The organism is Alteromonas sp. MB-3u-76 (assembly GCF_002831605.1).
GTDB classification, from domain to species: domain Bacteria; phylum Pseudomonadota; class Gammaproteobacteria; order Enterobacterales; family Alteromonadaceae; genus Alteromonas; species Alteromonas hispanica.
In genome coordinates, this window is record NZ_CP025115.1 from 3,200,564 (window position 1) to 3,224,729 (window position 24,166).

The 24,166-nt window shown below is 44.9% G+C and carries 23 protein-coding genes and 1 CRISPR repeat array; of the genes, 8 read left to right on the forward strand and 15 right to left on the reverse strand.

Features of this window, described 5'->3' with window-relative positions; genetic code table 11:
* Positions 1 to 1,938, reverse strand: a complete 1,938-nt coding sequence (locus CW735_RS14245) for an alpha/beta hydrolase family protein (RefSeq protein ID WP_198520975.1) — start codon at positions 1,936 to 1,938, stop codon at positions 1 to 3.
* 34 nt (positions 1,939 to 1,972) lie between these two features.
* On the opposite strand from CW735_RS14245, the gene CW735_RS19765 reads away from it, so the two are divergent.
* Together CW735_RS19765 and CW735_RS14250 are read left to right on the forward strand one after the other, a co-directional pair.
* A complete protein-coding gene (locus tag CW735_RS19765) occupies positions 1,973 to 2,113 on the forward strand; it encodes a hypothetical protein (RefSeq protein WP_198033565.1) in 141 nt (46 codons plus the stop codon).
* A 224-nt stretch (positions 2,114 to 2,337) separates the two neighbouring features.
* Entirely contained in the window at positions 2,338 to 3,195 is an 858-nt protein-coding gene (locus tag CW735_RS14250) for a PA4780 family RIO1-like protein kinase (protein ID WP_071980294.1), read from the forward strand.
* A 55-nt stretch (positions 3,196 to 3,250) separates the two neighbouring features.
* Here CW735_RS14250 and CW735_RS14255 read toward each other — a convergent pair whose 3' ends face one another.
* The 3 genes from CW735_RS14255 to CW735_RS14265 all read right to left on the reverse strand — a co-directional run bounded on the left by CW735_RS14255 (position 3,251) and on the right by CW735_RS14265 (position 5,362).
* Positions 3,251 to 3,472: a hypothetical protein gene (locus CW735_RS14255; protein ID WP_071980295.1), complete on the reverse strand. Its 222-nt coding sequence runs from the start codon at positions 3,470 to 3,472 to the stop codon at positions 3,251 to 3,253.
* Between the two features lie 108 nt (positions 3,473 to 3,580).
* Positions 3,581 to 4,063 (reverse strand): GNAT family N-acetyltransferase, encoded by a 483-nt coding sequence (locus CW735_RS14260; protein WP_071980296.1) that lies wholly within the window; start codon positions 4,061 to 4,063, stop codon positions 3,581 to 3,583.
* A gap of 114 nt (positions 4,064 to 4,177) precedes the next feature.
* Positions 4,178 to 5,362, reverse strand: a complete 1,185-nt coding sequence (locus CW735_RS14265) for a PQQ-dependent sugar dehydrogenase (RefSeq protein ID WP_100972762.1) — start codon at positions 5,360 to 5,362, stop codon at positions 4,178 to 4,180.
* A 317-nt stretch (positions 5,363 to 5,679) separates the two neighbouring features.
* On the opposite strand from CW735_RS14265, the gene CW735_RS14270 reads away from it, so the two are divergent.
* Together CW735_RS14270 and CW735_RS14275 are read left to right on the forward strand one after the other, a co-directional pair.
* Positions 5,680 to 6,927 carry a DEAD/DEAH box helicase gene (locus CW735_RS14270; RefSeq protein WP_071980298.1) on the forward strand — a complete coding sequence of 416 codons (1,248 nt, stop codon included), beginning with the start codon at positions 5,680 to 5,682 and terminating at the stop codon, positions 6,925 to 6,927.
* Positions 6,928 to 7,068: 141 nt separating this feature from the next.
* A complete protein-coding gene (locus CW735_RS14275; protein WP_071980299.1) occupies positions 7,069 to 7,821 on the forward strand; it encodes a DUF6174 domain-containing protein in 753 nt (250 codons plus the stop codon).
* 1 nt (position 7,822) lies between these two features.
* On the opposite strand, the gene CW735_RS14280 is transcribed toward CW735_RS14275, so the two are convergent.
* Positions 7,823 to 8,155 (reverse strand): hypothetical protein, encoded by a 333-nt coding sequence (locus CW735_RS14280; protein WP_071980300.1) that lies wholly within the window; start codon positions 8,153 to 8,155, stop codon positions 7,823 to 7,825.
* Between the two features lie 654 nt (positions 8,156 to 8,809).
* On the opposite strand from CW735_RS14280, the gene CW735_RS14285 reads away from it, so the two are divergent.
* The gene (locus tag CW735_RS14285) at positions 8,810 to 9,238 is read left to right on the forward strand and encodes a LysE/ArgO family amino acid transporter (protein WP_100972763.1); all 429 of its coding nucleotides are present in this window, start codon (positions 8,810 to 8,812) and stop codon (positions 9,236 to 9,238) included.
* Here CW735_RS14285 and CW735_RS14290 read toward each other — a convergent pair.
* Positions 9,235 to 10,403 (reverse strand): IS3 family transposase gene (locus CW735_RS14290; RefSeq protein ID WP_100970886.1). Its coding sequence is split into 2 segments (ribosomal slippage): positions 9,235 to 10,154 and positions 10,154 to 10,403, totalling 1,170 coding nucleotides; the frame shifts between segments, so codons are not numbered across the junction. The two genes, CW735_RS14285 and CW735_RS14290, sit on opposite strands and share 4 nt — an antisense overlap.
* A 39-nt stretch (positions 10,404 to 10,442) precedes the next feature.
* Between CW735_RS14290 and CW735_RS14295 the strand changes: the two genes are divergently transcribed.
* The 3 genes from CW735_RS14295 to CW735_RS14300 all read left to right on the forward strand — a co-directional run bounded on the left by CW735_RS14295 (position 10,443) and on the right by CW735_RS14300 (position 12,677).
* Complete coding sequence (locus CW735_RS14295; RefSeq protein ID WP_232368297.1) at positions 10,443 to 10,676, forward strand: LysE/ArgO family amino acid transporter; 234 nt, start codon at positions 10,443 to 10,445, stop codon at positions 10,674 to 10,676.
* 55 nt (positions 10,677 to 10,731) lie between these two features.
* Positions 10,732 to 10,866, forward strand: a complete 135-nt coding sequence (locus tag CW735_RS20040) for a hypothetical protein (RefSeq protein ID WP_269529654.1) — start codon at positions 10,732 to 10,734, stop codon at positions 10,864 to 10,866.
* 299 nt (positions 10,867 to 11,165) lie between these two features.
* Positions 11,166 to 12,677 (forward strand): Fic family protein, encoded by a 1,512-nt coding sequence (locus CW735_RS14300; RefSeq protein WP_071980302.1) that lies wholly within the window; start codon positions 11,166 to 11,168, stop codon positions 12,675 to 12,677.
* Positions 12,678 to 12,775: 98 nt separating this feature from the next.
* Positions 12,776 to 14,573: direct repeats of the CRISPR family, unit length 29 nt; unit sequence CGGTTCATCCCCGTGGGCACGGGGAACAC.
* Between the two features lie 73 nt (positions 14,574 to 14,646).
* On the opposite strand, the gene cas2e is transcribed toward CW735_RS14300, so the two are convergent.
* From cas2e to CW735_RS14345, 9 genes are read right to left on the reverse strand one after another with little or no spacing between them, the layout of a single operon-like run.
* A complete protein-coding gene (gene cas2e, locus CW735_RS14305; RefSeq protein ID WP_071980303.1) occupies positions 14,647 to 14,949 on the reverse strand; it encodes a type I-E CRISPR-associated endoribonuclease Cas2e in 303 nt (100 codons plus the stop codon).
* Positions 14,950 to 14,954: 5 nt separating this feature from the next.
* Complete coding sequence (cas1e, locus tag CW735_RS14310; RefSeq protein WP_071980304.1) at positions 14,955 to 15,875, reverse strand: type I-E CRISPR-associated endonuclease Cas1e; 921 nt, start codon at positions 15,873 to 15,875, stop codon at positions 14,955 to 14,957.
* A 2-nt stretch (positions 15,876 to 15,877) separates the two neighbouring features.
* Positions 15,878 to 16,699: a KilA-N domain-containing protein gene (locus CW735_RS14315; protein ID WP_071980305.1), complete on the reverse strand. Its 822-nt coding sequence runs from the start codon at positions 16,697 to 16,699 to the stop codon at positions 15,878 to 15,880.
* Positions 16,700 to 16,719: 20 nt separating this feature from the next.
* The gene (gene cas6e, locus CW735_RS14320; protein ID WP_071980306.1) at positions 16,720 to 17,388 is read right to left on the reverse strand and encodes a type I-E CRISPR-associated protein Cas6/Cse3/CasE; all 669 of its coding nucleotides are present in this window, start codon (positions 17,386 to 17,388) and stop codon (positions 16,720 to 16,722) included.
* A complete protein-coding gene (gene cas5e, locus CW735_RS14325) occupies positions 17,388 to 18,119 on the reverse strand; it encodes a type I-E CRISPR-associated protein Cas5/CasD (protein ID WP_071980307.1) in 732 nt (243 codons plus the stop codon). Before cas5e ends, cas6e begins: the two co-directional genes overlap by 1 nt.
* A gap of 13 nt (positions 18,120 to 18,132) precedes the next feature.
* On the reverse strand, positions 18,133 to 19,167 hold the full coding sequence (gene cas7e / locus CW735_RS14330) for a type I-E CRISPR-associated protein Cas7/Cse4/CasC (protein WP_071980308.1): 1,035 nt from the start codon (positions 19,165 to 19,167) through the stop codon (positions 18,133 to 18,135).
* A 45-nt stretch (positions 19,168 to 19,212) separates the two neighbouring features.
* Entirely contained in the window at positions 19,213 to 19,782 is a 570-nt protein-coding gene (gene casB, locus CW735_RS14335) for a type I-E CRISPR-associated protein Cse2/CasB (RefSeq protein ID WP_071980309.1), read from the reverse strand.
* Positions 19,782 to 21,389, reverse strand: a complete 1,608-nt coding sequence (casA, locus tag CW735_RS14340; RefSeq protein WP_100972764.1) for a type I-E CRISPR-associated protein Cse1/CasA — start codon at positions 21,387 to 21,389, stop codon at positions 19,782 to 19,784. The genes casB and casA overlap by 1 nt, the downstream gene beginning before the upstream one ends.
* Positions 21,386 to 24,133 (reverse strand): CRISPR-associated helicase/endonuclease Cas3, encoded by a 2,748-nt coding sequence (locus tag CW735_RS14345; protein WP_071980311.1) that lies wholly within the window; start codon positions 24,131 to 24,133, stop codon positions 21,386 to 21,388. Before CW735_RS14345 ends, casA begins: the two co-directional genes overlap by 4 nt.
* Positions 24,134 to 24,166: the final 33 nt, after the last annotated feature.

Here is a 24,166-nt window from a genome sequence, read left to right on the forward strand (position 1 = left end):
CTATTGGGCGTTTAGTACTCTTTTAAGAAATTTCACTTCCTCTAGTGCATAAAACATTCTATTTTCTCGTTTGTTCCAGCCGTGACCTTCGTCGGGAATACGAATAAACGGTGCCTCTATGCCATTGTTTCTCAGTGTTTTTACCATAATTTCAGTTTCAGCTATATCGATTCGCGGGTCCATAACTCCATGAGAGTAGAGTACAGGAACATTGATATTTTGAGCTTGGCGTATAGGTGAATATTGCTGATAAAACGCCAGCCACTTCGGATCTTTAATATCGCCATATTCGATAATGTCGGAGGCCTTTAGCATAGGAGAGGCAACTTCTAATGCGGTAACCCAGTCTGCCACACCAAACAGGGAGACGCCTGCAGCAAAGTACCCCGGATAATTTGCCAAAACGGCGTTCACGGCGTAGCCACCATAACTGCCTCCGGCTACGGCAACATTTTTGCCGTCGATGATCTCTTTCTCAGATAAATATTCATGCATATCAACGAGGTCACGAACGCTATCGAGCCGCTTCTCACGATCATCAAGCGTAACATAGGTATGACCAAACCCTGTTGAACCTCGCACATTAGGCTTAAACACTGCAATACCTTGGTTCACTAAATACTGCGTCATAGCATCGAAGTAAGGACGAGACTGCGATGTTGGGCCCCCGTGAACACGAAATAGGGCAGGCGGAGGCGTTTCTTGTTTTGACTGAGGTAGATATAACAACCCCTGAAGCATTACACCATCACGTGCTTCGATGCGAATACTTTTGGGTTTCACTATACTATTTTTCGGAACTCCAGCCAGCCCAGCCTCGAACAATACTTCCGCTGTGTCGCTAAAGTCCCACAAATAGAGTGACCCCGGGTCGTCTGAAGATTTTGATTCTACAAGCAGTTGCGTTGCCCCTACTCCACAATCGATACGTAAAATGCCATCAGGTAATCCACCTGCTTTTAACATGGTACCTGATTCGACCTCTTTGACTTGAAGCTGGCTAAACCCTTCTATGTTAAGCGTATAAGCGAGATATCGATCATCTTGGCATAGCCTTATCTGCTCAACATCATGGGGGACTTGATCTAACTTTTTAATGCCTTTGTCGATATCGTAAAAGGCCAAGTTGATATACTCCTGCTGCGCGTTAGTAGCGAAGTAAAAGCCACTGCTGTCTTTTGTCCACGCAATACCAGCCCTTGTATGATTAGCACGGCGCTTTGGCGCTGAAATAGTTTTAAGCGAGCGATTTTGAAGATCAAACAAATAAACAATATCAGAGTCTTCTCCCACGGACTCCTTCATGACGGCCCACTTGCCATCGGGCGAAACTGATGAAATATACAGGCCCATTCGCCCTTCATAAATCATCGTGGTCTCGCCTGTTTTGAGGTTGGTAAGATACAAGTCGAAGTCTAGTTTATTGCGCTCGGTGCTAGTAAATAAGATTGTAGTTTCGTCGACGAAGCCACCAAATACTCGGAAGCCTCCTTCAACGGCGGGCAACACTTCTTTTTCAGTAAAAGCCTCTACATTTAACAAGTAATAAGATTCTTGTTCGTTACCATTGTTATCTGATGAATATAAAATATGTGAACCGCTAGGTGCCCATGCATAATTTCTCACCCCAGAACCAAACGTTAATTGGCGCGCTTGTCCACCATCGGCAGGCTGAACCCAAAGCTGTAGCTTTCCCGTTAGCCCCGAAACATACGCAACGTATTTTCCTTTTGGGGATAGTTTGGAATTACGAACACCCTGGCTTTCAGCCAAAATGAGACGGCTTATGGTAGGGGCCATATCTCCTGCTAAACCTACAGAATACGATACGCTGGACGGCTCTATAGCCTTAATGTTTTTGTCGTAACCTTGCATGCCACCAGCTTGAGACCAAACATCAAAGCTAGCGAGACTTATTAGTAAAGCAGCAGTAGTCATTAAGGTAGCCTTAGCAACATTCAAAGGTGAAAAAATGGAATGTCTAGAAATAGAGGGTATGGGTGTAGAAGGTATAGGTGTTGAAGGTGTAGACAAAGAGGTTACAAATATAGATTTTATTGACATAGCATGGTCCTTGAACGTTAAACGCTGTTACCGCGCGTCCTTTGCTTAGATTTATTAGTTTAGGTGATATTTTTAAATAGTACACTTGAGCAATTATATGAGCATTTGAGCTTACCGCGAAAATAACGTAGTGAATAAGTATCTCGGTATTACTGCTGTTCGTTTTCAAGACTGATATACTGCTATCGCTGGTTAACCAGACACACCAATGTAAACTTCAAAGAGTACTTTTAAAAAAATGATGAATAGACAGCACCATTTAGCAGGCAATGCGTGAAAATACCTAAACGCCTACAACCTCTCGTTGATGATGGGCTCATCGATGAGGTAATAAGCCGCTTAATGAGTGGTAAGGAAGCCGATGTTTTTATTGTTCGCTGTGGCGAGCACGTTCGTTGCGCAAAAGTTTATAAAGATGCCGTGAAGCGAAGCTTTAAAAAAGCCGCACAATATCAAGAGGGCAGAAAAGTGCGCGGCGGACGCCAAGCCCGAGCAATGGGCAAGCGCTCTAGCTATGGGCGGCAGCTAGAAGAGGAGATTTGGCAAACCGCAGAGGTTGATGCCCTATCACGTTTAAATGAAGCAGGCGTGCGTGTACCCGATACCTATTGCTGTGTTGATGGTGTGCTACTTATGGAGCTTGTGTCAGATGAGAATGGCGACGTAGCTCCACAACTAGGCCACGTTTCTATGAGTAAGGAAGAAGCCTTAAAACAGCACAAAGAAATGATGCATAACATCATGCTTATGCTGTGTGCAGGTATTATTCATGGAGACCTCTCAGAGTTTAACGTGTTAGTTGACGACAAGGGACCTGTAATTATCGACTTGCCGCAGGCCGTTAATGCAGCAGCCAACAATAGCGCGGAAGCCATGTTCGCCCGTGACGTAAACAACATGCGTCGCTATTACGGTGAATTTGCCCCTGAGTTATTACACACTAACTATGCCAAAGAAATGTGGGCGCTGTTTGAAGAAGGTAATTTAACGCCTAACTCAGTTCTCACTGGTGAATTTGAAGATGACGAAGAATCTGCCGACGTGAATGCAATTCTTGATGAAATTCAGGCGGCCGAAGATGAAGAAAAAGAACGCCTGGCGCGTATTAACTTTTCGGATGATGCTGAGTAGAAAATATGCACAGCCAGCTTAAAAAAAAGCTGGCAGTTGCTATTCGTTTAACCACTCACTCAGACTCAGGCGTAGCTTCAATGACCTTTAGTATTTCACTATTGCCACTGAGCTTAGCAATGTCTATCAGATAGCCTTTTTCTAACGGCTTGATGGATTTACCGTCCAATCTTGCTTTAACCTCATCAACATCGCCATTAGCAATTGAGGTTTTAACCGCGGCGAAATTGCCTATGGTCTGGTCGTCTTGATTACTATCTTGTGTGTCAGAAGTCATATATTGTCCTTAATAGATTTTTTGAATTTCGATGTTTGTTTATGGTGGATTATTGGGGTTGAGTTTCGAAATAAATAGAAACGAGTAACGCACCCATGACCTATTCATTTAAAGCCACTTATACATCACCAAGGCATCAACATAGCTTTTAGTTGGGTGGTTGAATGCGTTGGGCAAACGGCCAACAATGTCGTATCCAAGTTTTTGCCATAAACGAACGGCGCCCTCATTGGTAGAGGCTACAAAGTTAAACTGCATTGCTTTATAGCCTAATTCTTTCGCTACTTTTTGAGAGTGTTCACACATAGCCGTCGCCAAGCCTTTTCCCCGTGCTGATTCAGCTACCATATATCCACAGTTGCAAACATGCTGCCCCGGCCCAGCTTGGTTTGTTTTGAGGTAGTAGGTTCCTAACATCTCTCCATTATTTTCAAACAGAAAAGTTTTAAGAGGCGTTTTCACCCAAATGTTAAGTGCCTCTTCTTTAGTGGTATCTGTGCGAAACGCATAGGTTTCACCCGCTTTGGCAACTTCATGAAAAATTGGCCAAATGAGGTCAAAATCTTGAATAGAAGCTTCTCTAATTTCCATTTTCAACTACTAGGTATTTTAAGGTTCGACTGCTTTCAGATAGTGCCTAAAAGCAGCCGAATATTCTACAAAAAACCTTGGAAATAAAATGACTATCGAAACAATAAATACAGGCTAATTGCTGTGCTGTAGCTTAATTAAGCGACCGCCCTCTTTATCTTCAAGCACATAAATATTGCCCATATTGTCCTGCTCTACTTCGCGTACACGCTTTCCCCATTCATATCTTTCGGCTTCCTCAACGTTCCATTTACCCTCTTCATCTTTGTCGATGGCAACACGGACTAACGCTTTAGACGACAACCCGCCAATGAAGCCATTTCCCGTCCAGTCGCCAAATTTATCACCTTTATAAATAATAAAGCCGGCAGGGCTTATGGCAGGCACCCAGGCTTTTTCAGGCGACTTAAAGATGGGAATGTCTTCGTGATTAGGTATTTTTACACCAGAGTAATGATCGCCCTGAGATACGGTGGGATAGCCGTAGTTACGCCCTCTTTCAATAATGTTCAATTCATCGCCATGGCGAGGCCCCATCTCGTGCGCCCACAAGTTCCCCTCTGCATCAAAGTCTATACCCAGCGGGTTGCGATGCCCTAACGTCCAGATTTGCTCTGTAACACTGCCGTTACCATAAAAAGGATTATCCTCTGGCACACTACCGTCGTCATTTAAACGTACGATTTTACCTAGGTTCATAGCCATATTTTGGGCAGGAGTAAATTTTTGTCTTTCCCCAGAGCTAATGAATAAGTACCCATCGGGCGAGATTGCCATACGATGGGAGTAGTGTCCGTTGCCAGTAACTTTAGGAGATTGGCGCCAAATAAGCTCTCTGTTCGATAGGCTAGCGCCTTTATCAGTAATAGTGAGCGTGGCGCGCTCTATAACGGCACCACTGAATTTGTCATCTTTAGGGTCGCGCTCTACGTAAGAGACATAGATTGTGCTGTTAGTAGCGAATTCAGGATGAATAATAACGTCGCCAAGACCGCCCTGCCCTCGTGCAGTTACGCTTGGAACATTACTGACAGAAAAGCGTTTTTGCTGATTTTTATCCAGCAGCCACATTGTACCTGGCTTTTCTGTTACCAAGCTGTGACCGTCTGGCAAAAACGTCATTGCCCAAGGATTATCAAATGACGAAAGCACCTCACCCACAAGTGCCGTACCTTCGCTGCCGCTAATTTCAACTTGTTCAGTTGACTGCGCCAAGGCAGCAAATGATGTAGCCAGCAGCGTTGCTAAAAGTGCTACTTTTTGTTTAATGCGTTTTTGAGGCTTCAATTTTATAAGCATGTAATTTCCCTACTCTGTATATGCTCGCGTAATACTTGTCATATCGCAATGAGTCGTCACATCGCAATGACCTTTCTTATCACAATACGCATCGCAATTGATTATTAACTGCCATTAATACGCACCATAATTCAGTAAGTTCAAATAGGCTTTGTTGTCATTATCATTTCCTTGTACTTCCTAAAGTTATTACCTCCTTGTGTTAAAAACCAACGTTGCAAGGTTAAGCCGATAAACGGAGACAAAGAACTTTCTTACATTGACCGCTACTCCACGTACAATAGCGATAACTTTCTTGTTTTGTGTGAACCCCTTTTATGCCATTTAGCGACCTAGGCTTGTGTACTGAACTTTTAAATACCATTACTGATAAGGGCTATGTTGAACCCTCGTCCATTCAAAGCAAGGCTATTCCTGTGGTTTTAAGTCAAAGAGATCTAATCGCCATAGCGCAAACAGGAACCGGAAAAACCGCTAGTTTTTCTCTGCCAATACTGCAGCGTTTAGTAGATATGCAACGTGCAGACGCACATTGTGTTAAAGCTTTAATCATAGCGCCAACGCGAGAGTTGGCAGCACAAGTTGCAGCTAATGTTGCTACCTATGGTCGAAATATGAATATTCGCTCTACGGCAGTATTTGGAGGGGTGCGTATAGAGCCACAGAAATACGAGCTTGAGCAAGGTGTAGACATTCTTATCGCCACACCAGGGCGTTTAGTAGATTTGTACCAGCAAGGTGCAATTAACTTCGATCATGTCGAAATTTTAGTACTCGACGAAGCTGACAGAATGTTAGATTTAGGGTTTATCGACCATATTCACAGCATACAAAACCTGCTGCCCAAAAAGCGTCAAACTTTGCTATTTTCTGCAACCTTTTCAAAGGAAATAAAAGCACTCGCGGCCACTATGGTGAAGACCCCTATTACCATTGAGTTGACCACGGCACGTGATCACATTGAGAATATCACTCAAGTGCTGCACCCAGTGGATAAAGAACGAAAGCATGAGCTTCTTATACACCTTTTAAACAACAATGATTGGTCTCAAATACTGGTATTTACGCGTACTAAGCGCGGTGCTGACGAATTAAGAAACGAGCTAGAGGCTTTAGGTATTGCAGCTGAATCTATTCATGCTAACAGAACACAACAAGCACGAACGCTTGCGTTAGATGGCTTTAGAAATGGCAGCCTGAAAGTATTGATTGGAACTGACCTTGCCGCACGGGGCATTGATATTCAACAGTTGCCTTGCGTTATAAATATAGATTTACCGTATGTACCTGAAGACTACATTCACAGAATTGGGCGTACGGGCAGAGCATCGTCTTCAGGGCTGGCTATATCACTCTATAGCGACGACGAGGCCAAGCAGTTAAGAGCCATTGAGCGCATGCTTGGCCGTCAGTTTAAAAAGACATTTATCTCGGAATTTACACCCAAACCTAAACCACCAGAGATTAAAAAAGACCAAAAAACAGACGACCTTTACGGTAATTTTGAAGCCTTCGACAAGCCCAAAGGCAAGGGAAAATCGAAAGGACGCAGAAAACGCAGATAAGTAGTAAATACAAATAAGTGGCAAACGTAAGGTAAGTTGCTGCAAATTCTTACCAAAAAAAAAATACATCGGAAGTTGTTGAACGTTTCACCTCTGTTAGCAATACTACAAGCTAATCACCATTCAGCACTAGGGATAGCTATGAATAATATTACCCGCTATGGCACTACTCTCGTCACTACGGTTTTGCTCTTTGCCTGTAACAGCGATTCAAACAACATACTGGAAGACCTAAATGCAAACCGCGCAAAATGGGAAAGCGCGAATATCGACAACTATCAATTTGAATACAGTATTTCGTGTTTTTGTTTAGACGACGCAACTCGTCCCCGCTTGGTGGTTGTGAACGCAGACCAAGTGGAATCGCAAACCATCATAGAGAGCAATATCGCCCTACCGCAAGATACGTTTACTTCAGAGACCATTGATGGCTTATTCGAACGCATCGCCTTAGAAGAAAGCCGCGCCGAATCGCTTAATGTTGAATACCACCCTGAGCTCGGTCACCCCACATTTATACAGGTAGACGGTAACGCTCAGACCGCAGATGATGAATACACAATTACAGTAAGTAACGTGGTTTCAGCTGACGACATTGCCTGCACGACATCCATAGAGAGTGGTTTAATAGTATCTATCACCGATGCGTCTACAGAAGCGCCAATTGCATGCGACACCACTGTTACTGCAACCGATGAAAATTTCACTGAAACAGCGACTGGAGCGTGTGACAGAAACGAATTAATAACCATGTTAGATGAACGCCCTGGTTTTTATTCAATCACTGTTGAAAAAGACGGTTATCAAACATTTCAGGTAGACGACTATGGCATTGGCAAAGACTTATGCCATGTTCTACCACGAGAGCTTGAGGTGGAATTAATTTCAGAATAAGTCAACGCTCAAAAAACGCATCGATAAAATCGGCTAGAGATTCTTCTAGCCCTTCTTCAAAAGTATCAATATCGATGTCAAAGCGGTCCATATATTTTGCAGCATTTTCTCGAGACACTACGCTGTTTTTTATCTGAAATTCTAACTCTGGTAACGACTTGTCGTAACGAGGTTTGATAGACCAGCGTAAACAGTGGCCGTGGTGATTTTTTAGCTTTTGTTTCGCAAAGATACAAAACTCTTCCACGTAGTCTGCGCCTTGCGGCCCCAAACAGCCTGGCTCAATGCGAAACATTACCAGCAGCTTTTTGTAAATCGGGAGTTTAGTTTCCATTTGAGCCTAGCAGCGATTAAAGATTTCAGTATGGGTAAATTGTACTTACATTGCCAGTATAGAATATACTCTTCGCTTACTTATGCATGCATAGCTTTACCATTTTAAACACGCCAACTCCTAGTGCCTCTTACAGCTTTTATACCGCCTCTTGCACTCTCTTTTGCACCACCTTTTGCACCACTTTTTGTAGTGTAAACACACTCATATCCCCCAATTTATGAACTAATCGTAGGCAAAGCGAGAAGCAAGCGAAACAGCTCCTGCCTACCTTATTGAGCAGAACGACGGTAGCAAGGTGCTAAAATCCCACAGTGGGCTTACGAAAACGGATTAGTGATATTTCAATGAAACCTACGTGGTCTCAACTACATGACTGGCCGCTCGAGTTGTCTAATACACTTAACCACAATTCGTTCCTGAAAAAATGCTAGGGCGCGATAAATTAGACTATCGCCTAACCGCGGAAGCTAAATGAGCTCGGAATTGTAAAGGCATGCTTGGAAAAACAGACCATCTAATGCATTGTTCAAATGGAGCATGCAATTTATCAATAGGGTTACTGTAATCCTTCCAAAAAACCACCAGCCGATGTTACCAGTAGATGTGGCGTCGTGTTTGATACAAAAAGAAAAGTAAAGAATGGAAGAATAAATGAGCTTCTCGGTGTTTCTAGCAGGTTTTTCACTTGGTATTTCTCTGATACTTGCCATTGGTGCGCAAAATGCGTTTGTACTCAAACAAGGTTTAAAGCAACAGCATGTCTTTCTTGTTTGTTTAATTTGTGCTTTATCAGACGCTATTTTGATCACTCTTGGTGTGGCAGGTTTTGGGGTGGTAGTGCAGAAGTATCCATTTATCGAACAACTGGCGCGTTATTTAGGCGCAGCATTTTTGTTTTTTTACAGCGCACTTAGTTTTAAATCGGCTTTAACGACAGACCACGCTTTGCAGGCACAGGGAAAAGAAGTAGGAAGTCTTTTAGCGGCCACACTAACATGCCTTGCTTTTACATGGCTTAATCCTCACGTGTACCTAGACACCATCATGACGTGGTCAAGCAAATTCACACAACCCAGTTAAGCAGCTTTTCCTAAGTTAGCCATATCAGCCTCATATTGATTTGGACTTTTGTAATCCAGGTATGAGTGCATTCTTTGGCTGTTATAAAACATAGTGATGTATTGCAGGATATCCTGCTGAGCAGCGCGGCGACTCTGGTAGTAACGCCATTGCACTCGCTCTTGTTTTAATGTGCCGAAGAAGCTCTCTACAACGGCATTGTCCCAGCAATCACCTTTTCTACTCATGCTGCCTGTTACCTTGTACCGCGTCAGTAGCTGTCTAAATTGTCGGCTTGCGTATTGTGAACCACGATCCGAATGATGTATCAGGCCCGCCTTGGGCTTGCGTTGCCATAAAGCCATTGTTAAAGCATCACACACCAGTTGGGCATTCATCCGTGAAGCCATACTCCAGCCCACGACCTTGCGCGAGAACAGATCAATGACAACGGCTAGATACAGCCAGCCTTCTTGCGTCCAGATATAGGTAATATCCGAGACATACGCTTGGTCGGTTTTTTCTGTAGCAAAGTCGCGTGACAGCACGTTATCGAATACAGGTTTCTGATGGTCGCTGTCAGTCGTTACTTTGTATTTTTTACGCCTTCTGACGCTCACGTTGGCTTCGTTCATCAAGCTACGCGTCCGTTGTGTTCCAACCGGATAACCCAGCGAATTCAGTGCGCGTTTCATGCGCCTTACGCCATAAGTAAAATCACTGGCATCAGCTATTTTCTGTACCCAATCAATTAGCTCATCATGTTGTGGGTCTGGTTCAAGTTTCTCGTTTCGCCGCACGGCGCTGTAGTAATTACGGCGGCTGACTCCCAGAACCCTGCACATCAGGCTAATCGGCCAGGTCTTCTTATATTGGGTAATGAAACCGTATTTTACATGGTTTCTTTGGCAAAGAAGACCGTTGCCTTTTTTAAGATCTCTTTCTCCATTTTCAGGCGCTTATTTTCTTCTCGCAGCTGACGAATTTCTTCCTGTTCCGGCGTCAACTTGCCATTACCTCGAAATGCGTGGGTACCTTCAGATTCTTGCTCTTTAAGCCAGCGGCCTAACATGTTGGCACTAATACCAAGACTACGAGCTGCCTCAGCAACTTTGTAATTCTGCTCTGTAACCAGACTCACAGCATCTAGTTTGAATTCTTTTGAGTAGCTTTTTCGCGTTTTCATATACACTCCAGTTGAGATAATTATCTCTTAACTGGGTGTGTGAATCTATTGGAACACGTCATCATTTTACTAGGCTCAATATCCACTCAATATGAAGGGCAGCAAGTTGCATTTGGTTTGGGCGCAATTTTCGGCTCGTTTGTTTTTTTCTTTTCACTCGGATACGGCGCGAAATTATTAATTCCTGTTTTCAAAAAACCAAAAGCGTGGAAGGTACTCGAATTTATAATAGGGTTTGTTATGGCCGCGCTTGGGGTGAGTTTGCTCGTGTAGGTTAACCAAAAGTCTGCTGCTTAACATGCCTGTCTTGTTTAGTTCCGCGCAGGAAATGTTAACCAATAATATGCCAACCGATGAAGCACCTAATGTTGGCATCGGCTTTTCTCTCAACAAGGATGACAACGGGGAGATTCTGGGCTTTGGTCACAGTGGCGCAGATGCTGGCTTTATGTCGCAACTATAGCTTGAGCTAGATGTAGGCAACCGCTACGCCCCGTTATTGGAAATTTTACTCTTTCAATCACTGAAACCCTTTAATGAGGTAGAGTTTAAACTCGACCGTAAACGTAAAACTATTTAAACCAGCTTCTTTTTTAAAATCATCGAATTCGATGACAGAAAAATAAGGGTTAAAGCCTAAAAACGATAAATCATTAAAACCTATAAACTAAAAGACATTAAAACCTATAAATGATATAACAACAAAATCTATAAATAAAGATTAATAACTGGTCAGTAGCACGAATAATAGTGGGAGCGAATATGAATGTTTCATCACAAAAGCTAGCAGATTCGCTTGAGCAATTACAATTACTTCAAGAGTCAGGGACTGTTGCCATCCAGTCTAAGCAACTCAGCAGAGTGCATCGAGAGCGGCTGTTGAAGCATGGGTTTATTCGCGAAGTCATCCGGGGCTGGTACATACCGGCGATGCCAGATGAAAAGCCGGGTGACAGTACATCTTGGTATACTTCTTTCTGGGGCTTTTGCGGCGCTTATTTGTCACAGCGATTCGACAATGTCTGGTGTCTATCACCTGAACAATCAATTAGCCTGCATATCGGCGATAGAACCGTGCCTCAGCAATTACTCGTGCGCTCGCCTAAAGGCAATAATAAACCCACCGCCTTTTTGCACAACACCTCGGTTTTTGATGTTCGATTGAACATGCCTGCCGCAGAATACATTGAAAACTTGGAAGGGCTAAATGTCTATAGCTTAGCGGCTGCACTTGTTTACTCTTCGGCGAACCAGTTTCAAAATGCGCCCATCCAAATGCGTACTGCCTTATCGATGGTGACAGATGCATCCGACGTATTGTCCGTTTTACTCGCAGGTAATCACAGTGTGATTGCCGGCCGATTAGTGGGGGCTTTTAGAAATATTGGCCGAGATTTGATTGCTGACAATATCTTAAAGGGCATGCAAGCGGCCGATTTGAAAGTGCAAGAAGAAGATCCTTTCGTAGAGAAAGTGCAGGTGAGTTTTGGTCGTCGTGATGTCTCGCCCTATGTTAATCGCATGCGGTTAATGTGGGCGCAAATGCGTGAAAGTATTATCGCCCACTTTCCAGAACAGCCACACCAAACCATTGACATCGAAACCTACATGGCTGAAGTGGAAGACAAGTACGTTACAGACGCTTATCACTCACTGTCCATTGAAGGTTATCGGGTGACTCGTGAGTTGATTGAACTAGTTCGCTCTGGCAGCTGGCAAGCTGAAGGTTCAGACGAGAGTAAAAGGCATTTAGATGCTATGGCCGCTAAAGGCTACTGGAATGCATTTCAGGAAGTTAAAAAAGCCGTGTTAGCGGTGTTAGAAGGTAGAAACGCTGGCGATGTATTGGAACAGACACACAGCGATTGGTATCTGGCTTTATTTGGCCCAAGTGTGGCTGCTGGTATTATTAAGCAGTCGGACTTGGCTGGTTACCGGACAGGACCAGTCTATATTCGTCAATCTATGCATACTCCACCAAGTAGAGAAGCGGTTCGCGATATGATGCCAACACTCTTCGACCTGCTCGCAGAAGAGGAAAATGCAGCCGTGAGAGTGGTACTGGGGCATTTCATTTTCGTCTACATCCATCCTTATTTTGATGGTAACGGTAGAATGGGAAGATTCATCATGAATCTAATGATGGCATCGGGTGGCTACCCTTGGACAATTGTGCCGGTTACGAGGCGAGATGAATATATGAAAGCGTTGGAAGCTGCCAGCGTCAAACAAGATATTGTGCCTTTTACAAAATTCTTGGCATCGTTGATTTAATCAGTCGCAGTATAGTGAAAGTGGACAATCTTTAGACCTTAGTGCACACAATTGTAAAACAATTAAGTGTCTAAAGAAGCCTGGTCGATTCACCATGCCGGTTCATCCCCGTGGGCACGGGGAACACTCGTAGGTGGACGTTTCAGAAGAAAAGACTGACGGTTCATCCCCGTGGGCACGGGGAACACACCTGAGGTTTGCCAGGGTTCTCTTTTATCAGCGGTTCATCCCCGTGGGCACGGGGAACACCGGTCATCGCATTTAATTGGCTGTTTAAGTTGCGGTTCATCCCCGTGGGCACGGGGAACACTAGTTGTTTTGTGCGAGGGTGGAGATTACCAGCGGTTCATCCCCGTGGGCACGGGGAACACTAATCATAGGATTGTTGCTATCATGCTCTGGGCGGTTCATCCCCGTGGGCACGGGGAACACTAGTTGGTGAAAGTTAGATTTCTTATTCTCTCGGGTTCATCCCCGTGGGCACGGGGAACACCATAATGCAAGCCAGTGCAAAATGTCATCCGTCGGTTCATCCCCGTGGGCACGGGGAACACAACATTGTGGAGTGTTAGATGAGCTATAAAGACGGTTCATCCCCGTGGGCACGGGGAACACTGGGTTTCTATCTATATTCACGCCGCACTCTCCGGTTCATCCCCGTGGGCACGGGGAACACGTCTGAGCGAGTCAGGACGAACAAATCTAGTGCGGTTCATCCCCGTGGGCACGGGGAACACTGCAGCGCTGTACCAAAATCAGCCGTTGCAACCGGTTCATCCCCGTGGGCACGGGGAACACTCGGCCGCTATACCCTGTGCGTGTGTACCAGGCGGTTCATCCCCGTGGGCACGGGGAACACACAATCACGCGCGTGTAGTGAATATGCACCGACGGTTCATCCCCGTGGGCACGGGGAACACGCAACAGAGCCAGGTTTTAACGCGGCTGTTAACGGTTCATCCCCGTGGGCACGGGGAACACCAGTTGCACGCACAAGCCGCGCTTATGCCTAACGGTTCATCCCCGTGGGCACGGGGAACACTTTTTGTGCCTGTTTCAAAATATTTTATTTTTCGGTTCATCCCCGTGGGCACGGGGAACACTTAGGTTCGGCGCTATCGAATACAGTATTATGCGGTTCATCCCCGTGGGCACGGGGAACACGCCTCGACCATCTGCAACCTGCTGCTCGTAACCGGTTCATCCCCGTGGGCACGGGGAACACTTGATTATTCTATCAGCTAACTTCTTTATCTGCGGTTCATCCCCGTGGGCACGGGGAACACATACGCAAAAGCAAACCACGCAAAGAGGGCGACGGTTCATCCCCGTGGGCACGGGGAACACCCAGCCCCTAACAGATTCATGCTGATACTACGCGGTTCATCCCCGTGGGCACGGGGAACACTGCACCTCGAAATCGTTTAACACATCACATACCGGTTCATCCCCGTGGGCACGGGGAACACATCGAGAACGTCTTGTAAAGCTGGGTCGTTACCGGTTCATCCCCGTGGGCACGGGGAACACATACGCCTGAGATTTACGATTTACCGAAAGAACGGTTCATCCCCGTGGGCACGGGGAACACCGGTAATAGGCGTGTGGCCATTAAAGAATGGCCGGTTCATCCCCGTGGGCACGGGGAACACGCCGTAAGTGGGTTGAGTAATATATTCAGCAACGGTTCATCCCCGTGGGCACGGGGAACACTACTACCCACACGCTAACGCTACCGAGTACGACGGTTCATCCCCGTGGGCACGGGGAACACTGAAAACTCCCATGATGTTCTCTGCGTCCAGGCGGTTCATCCCCGTGGGCACGGGGAACACTAATACCTGAAGCCGTTCTTGGATCACCAGAACGGTTCATCCCCGTGGGCACGGGGAACACTCTAACTATAGACAATTGATCTATAAAAGAAATAATATAAATTAAAATTGTACCAACTTTTTAAAGAACAAAGTTATGAATTTTGGTCAGAATCAATAGGTAAAAATCGGACCAATCTTAGTCCATCAACATCAATAGGTTCTCGTCTATTTTCACCAAAAGTCTGAAACTCAAAGCCAGACTCATTATTGGTTGCCCATGCCATTACTGCATTTCCTTCATCAGCCAACTCGGTTATCTGAAACCAAATCATTTCGCGAACCCGCCTTGAAACATTCCCAACGTATACACCAGCTCTAACTTCTAATAACCAAACAGCAAGCCGTCCTCTCAATCTAGGGGGTACAGCTTCTGTCACCACAGTTAACATTGTCATAATACTTATCCCGTTCTGTGCCCTTCGTTTCCGATATTCCTAGGCTCTGGTATAGCCGGTGGTTGACTATCCCTAGGGGGCTCTGGAGGAGTTATCTCTCCAGCACTCAAGACGTCTTCAATTAAAGGAATCAGGCGGTTTAATAGCTTGGTTTCCCGAAAAATATTGCGGCATGCAACGCGTACTTCTCTATCAGGACTACGGGGCCGTTTCGAGGCTATTTTGAATGCTTCTGGTACTACGGATTCGAATTTTACTATATCGGCCATGTCATAAACGAATGACAAAGGCTTACCTGAATGAATAAACCCAATCGCTGGGGCGTACCCTGCCGCTAATATTGCTGCTTCGGTTACGCCATATAAACAAGACGTGGCTGCGCTAATGCATTGATTAACAACATCGCCTTTACCCCAATCTTTGGGGTCGTACTTTCTGCCTCGCCATTCAGCACCATACTGCTTCGCAAGCAGTTCATAGGTTTTACGCACGCGTGCTCCTTCAATACCGCGCAGTTGATCTACACTTCGTCTTTCTGGGGCAGGTTCTCCAAATCGTAGCTCAAACATTTTACGAACCACTTTCAATCGCAAGTTTTCATCAAGTGCCAGTTTGGCTTGATACAACAATTTGTCTGACCGTGCGCCACCGGGTTGACCTGCGGCATACAGCCTCACGCCAGCTTCACCGACCCAAATTAACAGAGTACCAACTTGCGCCGCCAGTTTTACAGCAGCATGAGATACCCGAGTGCCAGGCTCAAGCATTATGCATACAACCGAACCCACGGGAATATGCATGCGCTCGCCATTGACCTCATCGATTACCACAAACGCACCATCTTTGACGTCGATTCGCCCCATTCCAACGAAAATCATAGAATTGCGATCTTTAACAGGAATAGGTTTAAGTGGAATAAATGCCATATTTACTCCTTTAATAATGGATTTTTGGAAGTATTTGCTGCAATCAGGACCTGCATTTGCTGAATGGCTAATTGGTTCAGTTTTACAATTCTCTCTGATTGCTTAATGCCCTGATGAATAAAATGGGCATTCATGGATTCCATATTAGCTAAACAAACAAGTTGATGAATGTTGGCGTGATCGCGCATATTGCCACTTAGGCTAGGGTTTTTATCGCGCCATTGCTTAGCCGTAACACCAAAAAGTGCAACATTTAGCAGATCTGCTTCGGTGGCGTATACACAGGCTATTTGTTGGTTATTTAGCGTTTCCGGAATGAGCTGCTCTTTTACCGCATCCGTATGAATCAAGTAATTCACTTTTGCGAGATTGCGTCGAATATCCCAGCCAAGTTGTTCGAACTCTTGTTCTTTTAAACGTTGGAACTCTTTAATCAAATAGAGTTTAAACTCAACAGAAATCCAACTGGCAAACTCAAAAGCAATATCTTTTTGTGCGAAGGTACCGCCATAGCGCCCGGCTTTCGAAACAATGCCGATAGCATTGGTTTTTTCTATCCATTGTTTGGGGGTAAGTGTAAAACTATTTAAACCCGCTTCTTTTTTAAACCCGTTGAATTCCACGGGATTAAAACCCGCATTATTTAACTGCTCCCAAATTCCCAAAAACTCGATGGTATTGCGATTTCTTAGCCAATTGCGAATAAGATCATCAGAGCGCGTCGAATTTTTATATTTTGCAATATCGGTAATACAAATATACTCCACGTCCTCTTTGGTCATGGTAGCAATTGTTTGTTCAAGTACTTGAAGTTTGGGTTTCATAAACGTCCCTGTTTAGTTTTTTACGCTCGTTTAATCATCATTAATCCGCAGCCCATTCCTTTGGCTCTGCCAAATCCCTTGGCGTATTGATTAATGAATTTTAGTGGGTCTTGAACTGTTAACATGCCCTGATAATCAACGCTTGAAAACTGTATCTGATGACGTTTTTTCTGAACCTTGTGTTGGGTATAGCCATCAATGGTCGGTTGGAAATCTAGAGTAATCCCCCATTCATCCAATCTTTTCTCGTTGTTCAACCAGCTAATCGCAGCCTTTTCCATATGCATCTTGAGCGATTTTACATCCGATAGTTCGTCCTTGACGTTATACTTCGCCTGCATCATCACATCATGGCGGCGCTGCTTCCCATCCACACCTTTTACACAAACTGTAGGGTTAACTCTTAGCTTGAATGACAGCTTCTGCCCCTTGTCTAATTTAGGCTCAAATACTTTTGTTAAACACGAAAAGATAGGTGAAATTGCTTGCGGTTCAGTTTTGGATAAAACATAAAATTCCGGCATGCCCGTTGCGCCCATTTCTTCTCTATACAGAAAAGATCTTTCTGTATCACTTGAAAACAACTGCCAGATTAACTGGTGTGATGCGTAAACTCCGTTGCGCTGAAGCTTTGCTAATTCTTGGGCTGTTTGCGGGCTCGATATCATTGTGACTTTTGATAAAAACATTATTTAGCCTCCCGCAATGTTAATTGATGTATAGTTCGCTGCTTGAACTGCCATCGTCCTCGATGCACAGGCTCATCCCAGGGCTGATAAGACTGAGTGAGTTCATCGTCAAATGCCGTCGCAGCACCTTCCCAAAAATAAGTTACGAAACCGTTAGCACCAAACCAATATTTGTCTGATTGTTCTGAAACAACAGGGGGGAAATCGGTATCTAAAGCTTGCTGCAACGTCTCAGTTTCAAACGTCTTGGGTGAAAGAGGTAAACCAAGAGGACAAGATTTACGTCCCAAGTAGAGAGGGAATACCGGTTTTTCCAGCGCGTGTTTTATGGCTGAAAGCGTTACTTGAGACTTAGCCCTTGACCAAACTGCAACTATCCAAATCCCATCACAACGGTAATCTCGGCTGGATAATACCGTATTCAGCTTTGCTTCACTTAGCTCGCTCTTGCGGGTTAAATGGGATATCCCTCTTTTTTCTGAAGGCACTTGGGCAGTATGATAATCACGCAATATAGAGCTGGGTACACATTGTTTCACGCCAAACGAAACACTTTGCTGCAGCGCTTCGAGTTTTGCCTCATTATCTCTGGTGATGCCCATTGCAGCACCAAGTAACCCTAACAATGCTGAACGGGTGGGCGCGATTGCTGTGGCTCTATCTCCCCCAACTGCTGGCACGCCCCAACTCGCCATGGGTCCATAGAGCCGAAAGACTAAATATTCTTTCATTGTTACGCTCCAATTACTTTGCAACGAATTCTAATAATTCGATTAGTGTACCTTCGCCTTTTACAGCATTAATGGTATAGCGTGCGTCGGCACACTTGCCATAAACCGCATCAAAATTCGCCGCCTGTTTTTCTATTGCAGTAATCGCCGCATCAGCCATGTCGTCGTGAACCGGCCTAAGATATGCTACTGACAATGACCGTGGTTGTTGTTCACCAACTTCAGCCATGACATAACTGGCATACGCGCGTGATGCGAAACTGTTTTGCTTGCCTTTGGGAGAGACTTTAACCGCTGCTTCAGTAAGGGCTTTTATGGCGCTGTCGGCCAAGGCTTCATTACCGCCAAGATTTTCGATGAGTTGAGATTTGTTAATGCAGATATAGCTATAGAATAAAGCCGCCGCAAAGTTAGCTTCACCTATATGGGCTGAGCCAGTGTCTGTTTTACCATCGTTTAAGTCATCAACCGCAGTAAAATAGTCATCTTCCACCAATACCTTGTGAACACTGATTGAGTGGGCCACCTGACAGGCTGCTTCTACATTGAATTCTGGACTGGATGCCAGCATTCTGCCGAATAGGGCAATATCGACTGAAGTACGATCTGCTTTTAGCAATTTCAATTCATCAACAGTTGGCTCTCGTTGCTCTTTGCAAAGTAGATCTGCCAATGCCAAAACAGCTTCTTTTTCAGCTGTGCTGATATGAGCAAGCTGTTCTATTTCTAATGGTTTGTCTTTTTTGACCTTGCCAAAAACCCCAGCAATAGATGAAGCCCATGACGTAGCCTGCTTCTCTTTTACACCACCAGCTACCAAGGTGTTAAATACTTCTTCTCCTAGTTTTTTGGTACGAATGCCGATTTCGCCAGACATGGCCTCTTCAAATAACTCGGAAACGCGCCAGTTTCTTTTCAAACTTTGTGAACTCACACGTAAGCGATCAAACCCGCCCATCTTTGCTGTTTTAGGGCGTCCGAGATCGTCACGGTTTAAGTTTGAGGGTGCGTAGGAAGTCAGTAAGTGAAGTTGAATAAATTTGCTCATGTGATTAATCCTTTTTTCATAAAATAGTTGCTTAGGCGTATATGTTTAATTTGCCTGGTAGTAATCCATTGCCCAACGTACCGCAATGCGTTTGTCAGCTTCTCGGGGGTAATTTGACGTTAGTTCCTGGTACCAACAACAGGTATCTTTGGCTAACTGCGTTACTGATGCTTTGCCTTTTAGTTGTTTTAAAATTCGCCTAATTCGACGTAAAAACTCTTCTGGCGCTTGAGCCTGTTGCAATTGAGCGAAACGCAATTCACTCACCACAGGTTTATCCCCGTCGCCCTTTCTCCCGGCTAATTTAGCAAAGCTTTCGGTATGGTTGTCTGACACAAAAACAAGAGCGCCGGCAACCGCTGCCCAACAAAGCATGTTTTCGCTAACTTGCTTGTCACTGCCTTCAGTTATGTCACTACTTAACGATAACCAAAGCGCTCTGAATCCTTGTGAGAGCAACACCGCATCAATAGATTCAGCTCTTTTTAATTCGGCTTTCCATGCAGTGGGAGCAGCCTGGATCCCCTCTTTTTTCAATTCACTCGCGCTCGCATACATAGATTTCCACCAGCGAAGTGCCGTTGATACCCCGCGTTGAAGTAGCTCTTTATTCATTAGTTGGTCTCCTTATTCGGCTCAATTTGGTGCTCCGTTTCAAATTTTTTGAATGATTTTGAATACAGCCCTTTTAACAGGTTTTTTCTTGCTCCAATTCGCTTCTCCATGGTGCGTTCAGAACCCAGTTCAGATAGCGCATATTCATCGAATAAAGACAACGCAACATTCCTAAGAGTGGACAGCCACTGTTTTGCTTCCATTGAGGTTAAGTACAGGAAATCACTACTCATCAACTGCTGCACGGCCGCGAAGAACGCAGATTGAGTTTGTTGCCAAAAGGCGGTTTCAATAAAACTAAAATCCCCTTTTGCATCACCGGGTTTATCAAACCACGCCGATTTTATCTGGCTGCGACAATGCCAAAGGGCATCATTAGCGATAGTCTGAAGTTGTTTAATGTAGTCAAGAATGTGTTGTTGCTTAGCCGGTGGAACCTGATAAAGCGGCATGGTTTCTGAGTACCAACCACGTGCTTTCATGTTGTCCATGTCGTAGCCAAAAACCCATAGTCTGGCTTGTGCCGTTACATCCTCTAAAATGTCATCGTTGACCAGATGATTAAAAGAACGAACTACACTTGCACACATCTGCTGGGTTTTGCCGCCATCGGGTGAGCCCGTCAGTGTGAGTACGTCCCAGATCTTATAGGTAATGCCGCCAGGTTGACCTTTTATAGACAAATCTTCCTGGTCCGGCTTTTTTAAGTCACGCTTATACGGTGTAAGGGGGTGTGACCACGATCCCGCATAATTGGCACCATAATTCTGCGTCTTATAGAGTTTCACCAACTGGCTACAAGACTTCCCGGTAAGACTGCATTCGCCAGCAACATCTTCGACTATCAGTCTTATGCGTCTTGGCATCGCCCAGAACATATGTAGCGGGTGCACATCTTTTTGATAAGTTTCGCTCCCCTTCTTTGCACTGACTCGAGTTTTACCTAACCATGGGAACACAGTGTCACAGTGTAAATCTGGGGCGGAGTAACGTTCATCATTAGGCGCAACGTTTAACCACAGTTTTTGCCAGAGCGGGGAGTTTTCATTTTGTGGCATTACCAAGGTAGTAAGCGGGCCACCACCACGAAGTCCGGTACGATTTCCCTGCCCACCAGCAGGAGCATTTATCTGGAGAGTAAAAAGCGCCAAAACCGCCATAGGCAAAGACATAACTTCACCAATCCCTCTTTTAACAAAGTGATCGGTATTCAGCTTTAAGCCATTTCCACCTGGCGCTTCGATGAGTAAACTCGATACTGAATTTCGCTTCGCCTCATCCAAACTGTCATAGTCCTGCATAAACAGCGGGCCATCACCCGTGGCATTGAATGCATGTTCTGCTTTTGAAAATGCTTGCTTGAGCACTTCAGCAGTTGGTGGTTCAAGATAGTTATCTTTCCATTCGAACTCATCATCAGGCGCGAAGCAGGTTTGCAATAGCCCAATCGTAAACTGATAGGCTGCGCCCTGAAAATCGGCTCTCGGTAACGCAAAGTCGATAACTTCTGGTTTTGCAATGGCGGTTATCGGCAACGTTTGTTCAATAAGACTTCCGTCTGGTTGTTGCACCTTAAATATCAGCCAAGGATCTTTAAGTAAGTTCATAACTCTTCCTTGATTATTTTTTGATAAAAACCAGATCCCGGAGAGTAACCAAACCGCTCATCATTCTCCGGTATCCAGCATTGTTTAAATTGAAGCACTGGGTATTTCGCGATCAATTTATCCAATTGCTCCTGATATTTTTCCGGCACTGGGCTTAAATTGTCTGCGTACTTATTTTTTGCGAGTTTCAGCGTACTTAACTGTATTGCATGCTGTTTATGCTCGCACCAAAAAGTTAACCGTTCCTGCGCATCTACTTGTAATAGCACAATCTGCACTTCTTCCCGCTCACTGAGCCGGGTATTAATTTCAACCTCATCTTCTTCCCAGCGCCCACGGCTCGTTATCTGGTATCCCAATTCCCAGTTGAGCTTTCTGGCAAATGCCTGATTCTCTCTCGCTCTTTCATTACCCAGAACCCTTTGTTCCTGGGCAATTAAACTAGCAGGGATTTGCTCTCTCCCTTCATCGCTATATACCGCTTCGATTAACTGTCTAGCATCCTCGGGCATGCACATGGTGCCTAATTTCAGCAACTCTCTCATGCCCAGCCATAATCTTCCGGCCGATGGGTATACATAGCTGGTATTTCTGAAATCTTTTCTTACCCAGTCTTCATTTGGGTTATCACTCCATTGTGGTGCATGTATGATCAGTTCGGGTTGCTCCCGCTGATCTGGTTCACCCGGTGTAAACTTACCCTGCATGTCTCGGGAGTGGCGATGTAATCGCCCGGTTCGCTGGATCAAATCATCAATCGGGCAAATATCTGAAATCATCAGATCACAGTCTGCATCTAAGCTTTCCTGAAAAACCTGCGTCGCTACCAGTACTTTCCCGGAGCGTGTATCCGCCTCACTGTGCTTACCAAATACCTTTAATACCTTTGCTTCAATAGTATTTCTATCATCCAGGGTGAACCTGCTATGAAATAAAATACAATCATCAGGGTTACTCATTCGAGCAGACAATGTTGAGTATGCCGCTAAGGCGTCATCAACGGAGTTTCGCACCCATACAACGCAGTTCCCGCTTTCTGTAGCGTTGATAATACGCTCAATACAATTCGCTTCATCATGCAAAAATGTTACCGTTACCGCTCGACTCACTTCTTCCCGACTGAACAAAACTTCTTCTCGCACTGGATTATCTAATTCGGGTGTAACATGTGTCGCAAGAGGGAAATCGTTCAATCCGGTTCTTGTGGGCGGTTTCACAGCATTTCCTGCTGACGCTTGCCATATTTCTACCAGCTTTTTACGCTGCTTTAAGGGTAATGTTGCAGTGAGTAAAATGACGGACCCGCCCTGATGGAAATGCAGTTTGAGTAATGCTTCCAGCAGTTCAAACATGTATTCGTCTGCCGCATGGACCTCATCAAAAATCAGCACCTTGTTGTGCAGCCCCAATAACCTGAGGGATTGGTGCCTTTTCGGTAGCACCGCCAGTAGTGCCTGATCAATAGTGCCAACACCTACTGGTGCCATGAGTGCTTTTTTACGAGAGTCAGCAAGCCAGCAGTGACATTCTGCGATAGCGGTTTTGTCTTCGCCATTGTACTCAGAGTTATCTTCACCTGAAGTGATAACCGTTTGCTGGAAAAGTGGGTTCATCTCCCGGGCACCATGAGCCAGCACAATACTGGGCTTTTCTGCCTCCGACTCATACATACTCAGATAATGTTCGGTCACCCGTTTATACATGGCGTTAGACGTAGCCATTGTGGGTAAACCAAAATAAAAACCACTCGCAACACCTTTTTGCATGAGCCGGTGGATTAATGTGAGCGCAGCTTCCGTCTTGCCTGCTCCCGTCACGTCTTCCAGTATGAATAACTGTGGCGCATCTGTGATTTCTACTTTTTCAGCCCAGCTCTGCAATGGGGTAGGTTTAAAACCAAAGCTATTCTCAACTGAAAAGAAAGGCGCAACGTTGAATGAGCGAATGAGTTGTTTACTCTCAAGTGCTTTTTTGGCCTGAAGTCTTGTTCGTTGCCAATATGTATCTAACGACATTTCACCTGAAACGTAGGGAAAGTCAGCTTGATCTGATCCTATCCAATCACAAAGCACTGCTATGCCTGCAATGTGCCAACTGACTTGTTTTAGTTTTGCTAACCACTCGGTATCATTTTGATATATGATTTCGGTAAGTTCTGGTTGGAATAGTACAATTAAATCTGCCGTAAATGCTTCTGATGCAGTTAAATTTTGACTTTCAGTGAAGCCCTCAATTCCTGGCTCATCAAGCTCTACCGGAACTCCATGGTGCCCTAACATACAATCCATGATGATATTTAAGGGCTTGGCTAAATATGATTGTTGCCTTCTATTTAATCCATAACCTGCTGTGCATCGCTCGCAGATTTGCTTGCGCAGTTTTCTCCAAAACCAGGTACCTAGCCTGTCATGGCGATAATGCGAACCGTCGTAGCTCTTTCGACTATTGGGCAAGATGAGTTTTGATGAACCGCTTGAATACAAAGCCTGAAAGGCAGAAGCAAATTTCCCAAGATCATGCATCGCCATAAAAAAGCTCATCAGGGATGTAAATTGATCTCGAGGTATTGCCAAATAATCGCTTAATTCACCAGCAAGCTTGGTATCAGTGTCAAGCCACTCATAACACACCGCCGCTACATCCAAGCAATGGTAAGGCAAGAGGTGATAATCTGCGCCCGACTGCTCACTGTCTTTTTTAGCTTTACCCCAATATCTAAAATAGGGAGGTAGTTCCTTATCCATGCTATTCCTTCATATTCGGAAAATACTGTTTAA

What these genes read in the sequence shown, in the direction of transcription:
- CW735_RS14280 (WP_071980300.1), bottom strand. Translation starts at nt 8,155, where the DNA reads ATGGAAACTAAACTCCCGATTTACAAAAAGCTGCTGGTAATGTTTCGC.
- cas1e (WP_071980304.1), bottom strand. Translation starts at nt 15,875, where the DNA reads ATGGCATTTATTCCACTTAAACCTATTCCTGTTAAAGATCGCAATTCT.
- CW735_RS14255 (WP_071980295.1), bottom strand. Translation starts at nt 3,472, where the DNA reads ATGACTTCTGACACACAAGATAGTAATCAAGACGACCAGACCATAGGC.
- cas5e (WP_071980307.1), bottom strand. Translation starts at nt 18,119, where the DNA reads ATGAAAGAATATTTAGTCTTTCGGCTCTATGGACCCATGGCGAGTTGG.
- CW735_RS14345 (WP_071980311.1), bottom strand. Translation starts at nt 24,133, where the DNA reads ATGGATAAGGAACTACCTCCCTATTTTAGATATTGGGGTAAAGCTAAA.
- CW735_RS19765 (WP_198033565.1), top strand. Translation starts at nt 1,973, where the DNA reads ATGGAATGTCTAGAAATAGAGGGTATGGGTGTAGAAGGTATAGGTGTT.
- CW735_RS14275 (WP_071980299.1), top strand. Translation starts at nt 7,069, where the DNA reads ATGAATAATATTACCCGCTATGGCACTACTCTCGTCACTACGGTTTTG.
- CW735_RS14260 (WP_071980296.1), bottom strand. Translation starts at nt 4,063, where the DNA reads ATGGAAATTAGAGAAGCTTCTATTCAAGATTTTGACCTCATTTGGCCA.
- casB (WP_071980309.1), bottom strand. Translation starts at nt 19,782, where the DNA reads ATGAATAAAGAGCTACTTCAACGCGGGGTATCAACGGCACTTCGCTGG.
- CW735_RS14285 (WP_100972763.1), top strand. Translation starts at nt 8,810, where the DNA reads ATGAGCTTCTCGGTGTTTCTAGCAGGTTTTTCACTTGGTATTTCTCTG.
- cas7e (WP_071980308.1), bottom strand. Translation starts at nt 19,167, where the DNA reads ATGAGCAAATTTATTCAACTTCACTTACTGACTTCCTACGCACCCTCA.
- CW735_RS14300 (WP_071980302.1), top strand. Translation starts at nt 11,166, where the DNA reads ATGAATGTTTCATCACAAAAGCTAGCAGATTCGCTTGAGCAATTACAA.
- CW735_RS14265 (WP_100972762.1), bottom strand. Translation starts at nt 5,362, where the DNA reads ATGCTTATAAAATTGAAGCCTCAAAAACGCATTAAACAAAAAGTAGCA.
- cas6e (WP_071980306.1), bottom strand. Translation starts at nt 17,388, where the DNA reads ATGTTTTTATCAAAAGTCACAATGATATCGAGCCCGCAAACAGCCCAA.
- CW735_RS20040 (WP_269529654.1), top strand. Translation starts at nt 10,732, where the DNA reads ATGTTAACCAATAATATGCCAACCGATGAAGCACCTAATGTTGGCATC.
- CW735_RS14245 (WP_198520975.1), bottom strand. Translation starts at nt 1,938, where the DNA reads ATGACTACTGCTGCTTTACTAATAAGTCTCGCTAGCTTTGATGTTTGG.
- CW735_RS14315 (WP_071980305.1), bottom strand. Translation starts at nt 16,699, where the DNA reads ATGAAACCCAAACTTCAAGTACTTGAACAAACAATTGCTACCATGACC.
- CW735_RS14270 (WP_071980298.1), top strand. Translation starts at nt 5,680, where the DNA reads ATGCCATTTAGCGACCTAGGCTTGTGTACTGAACTTTTAAATACCATT.
- casA (WP_100972764.1), bottom strand. Translation starts at nt 21,389, where the DNA reads ATGAACTTACTTAAAGATCCTTGGCTGATATTTAAGGTGCAACAACCA.
- cas2e (WP_071980303.1), bottom strand. Translation starts at nt 14,949, where the DNA reads ATGACAATGTTAACTGTGGTGACAGAAGCTGTACCCCCTAGATTGAGA.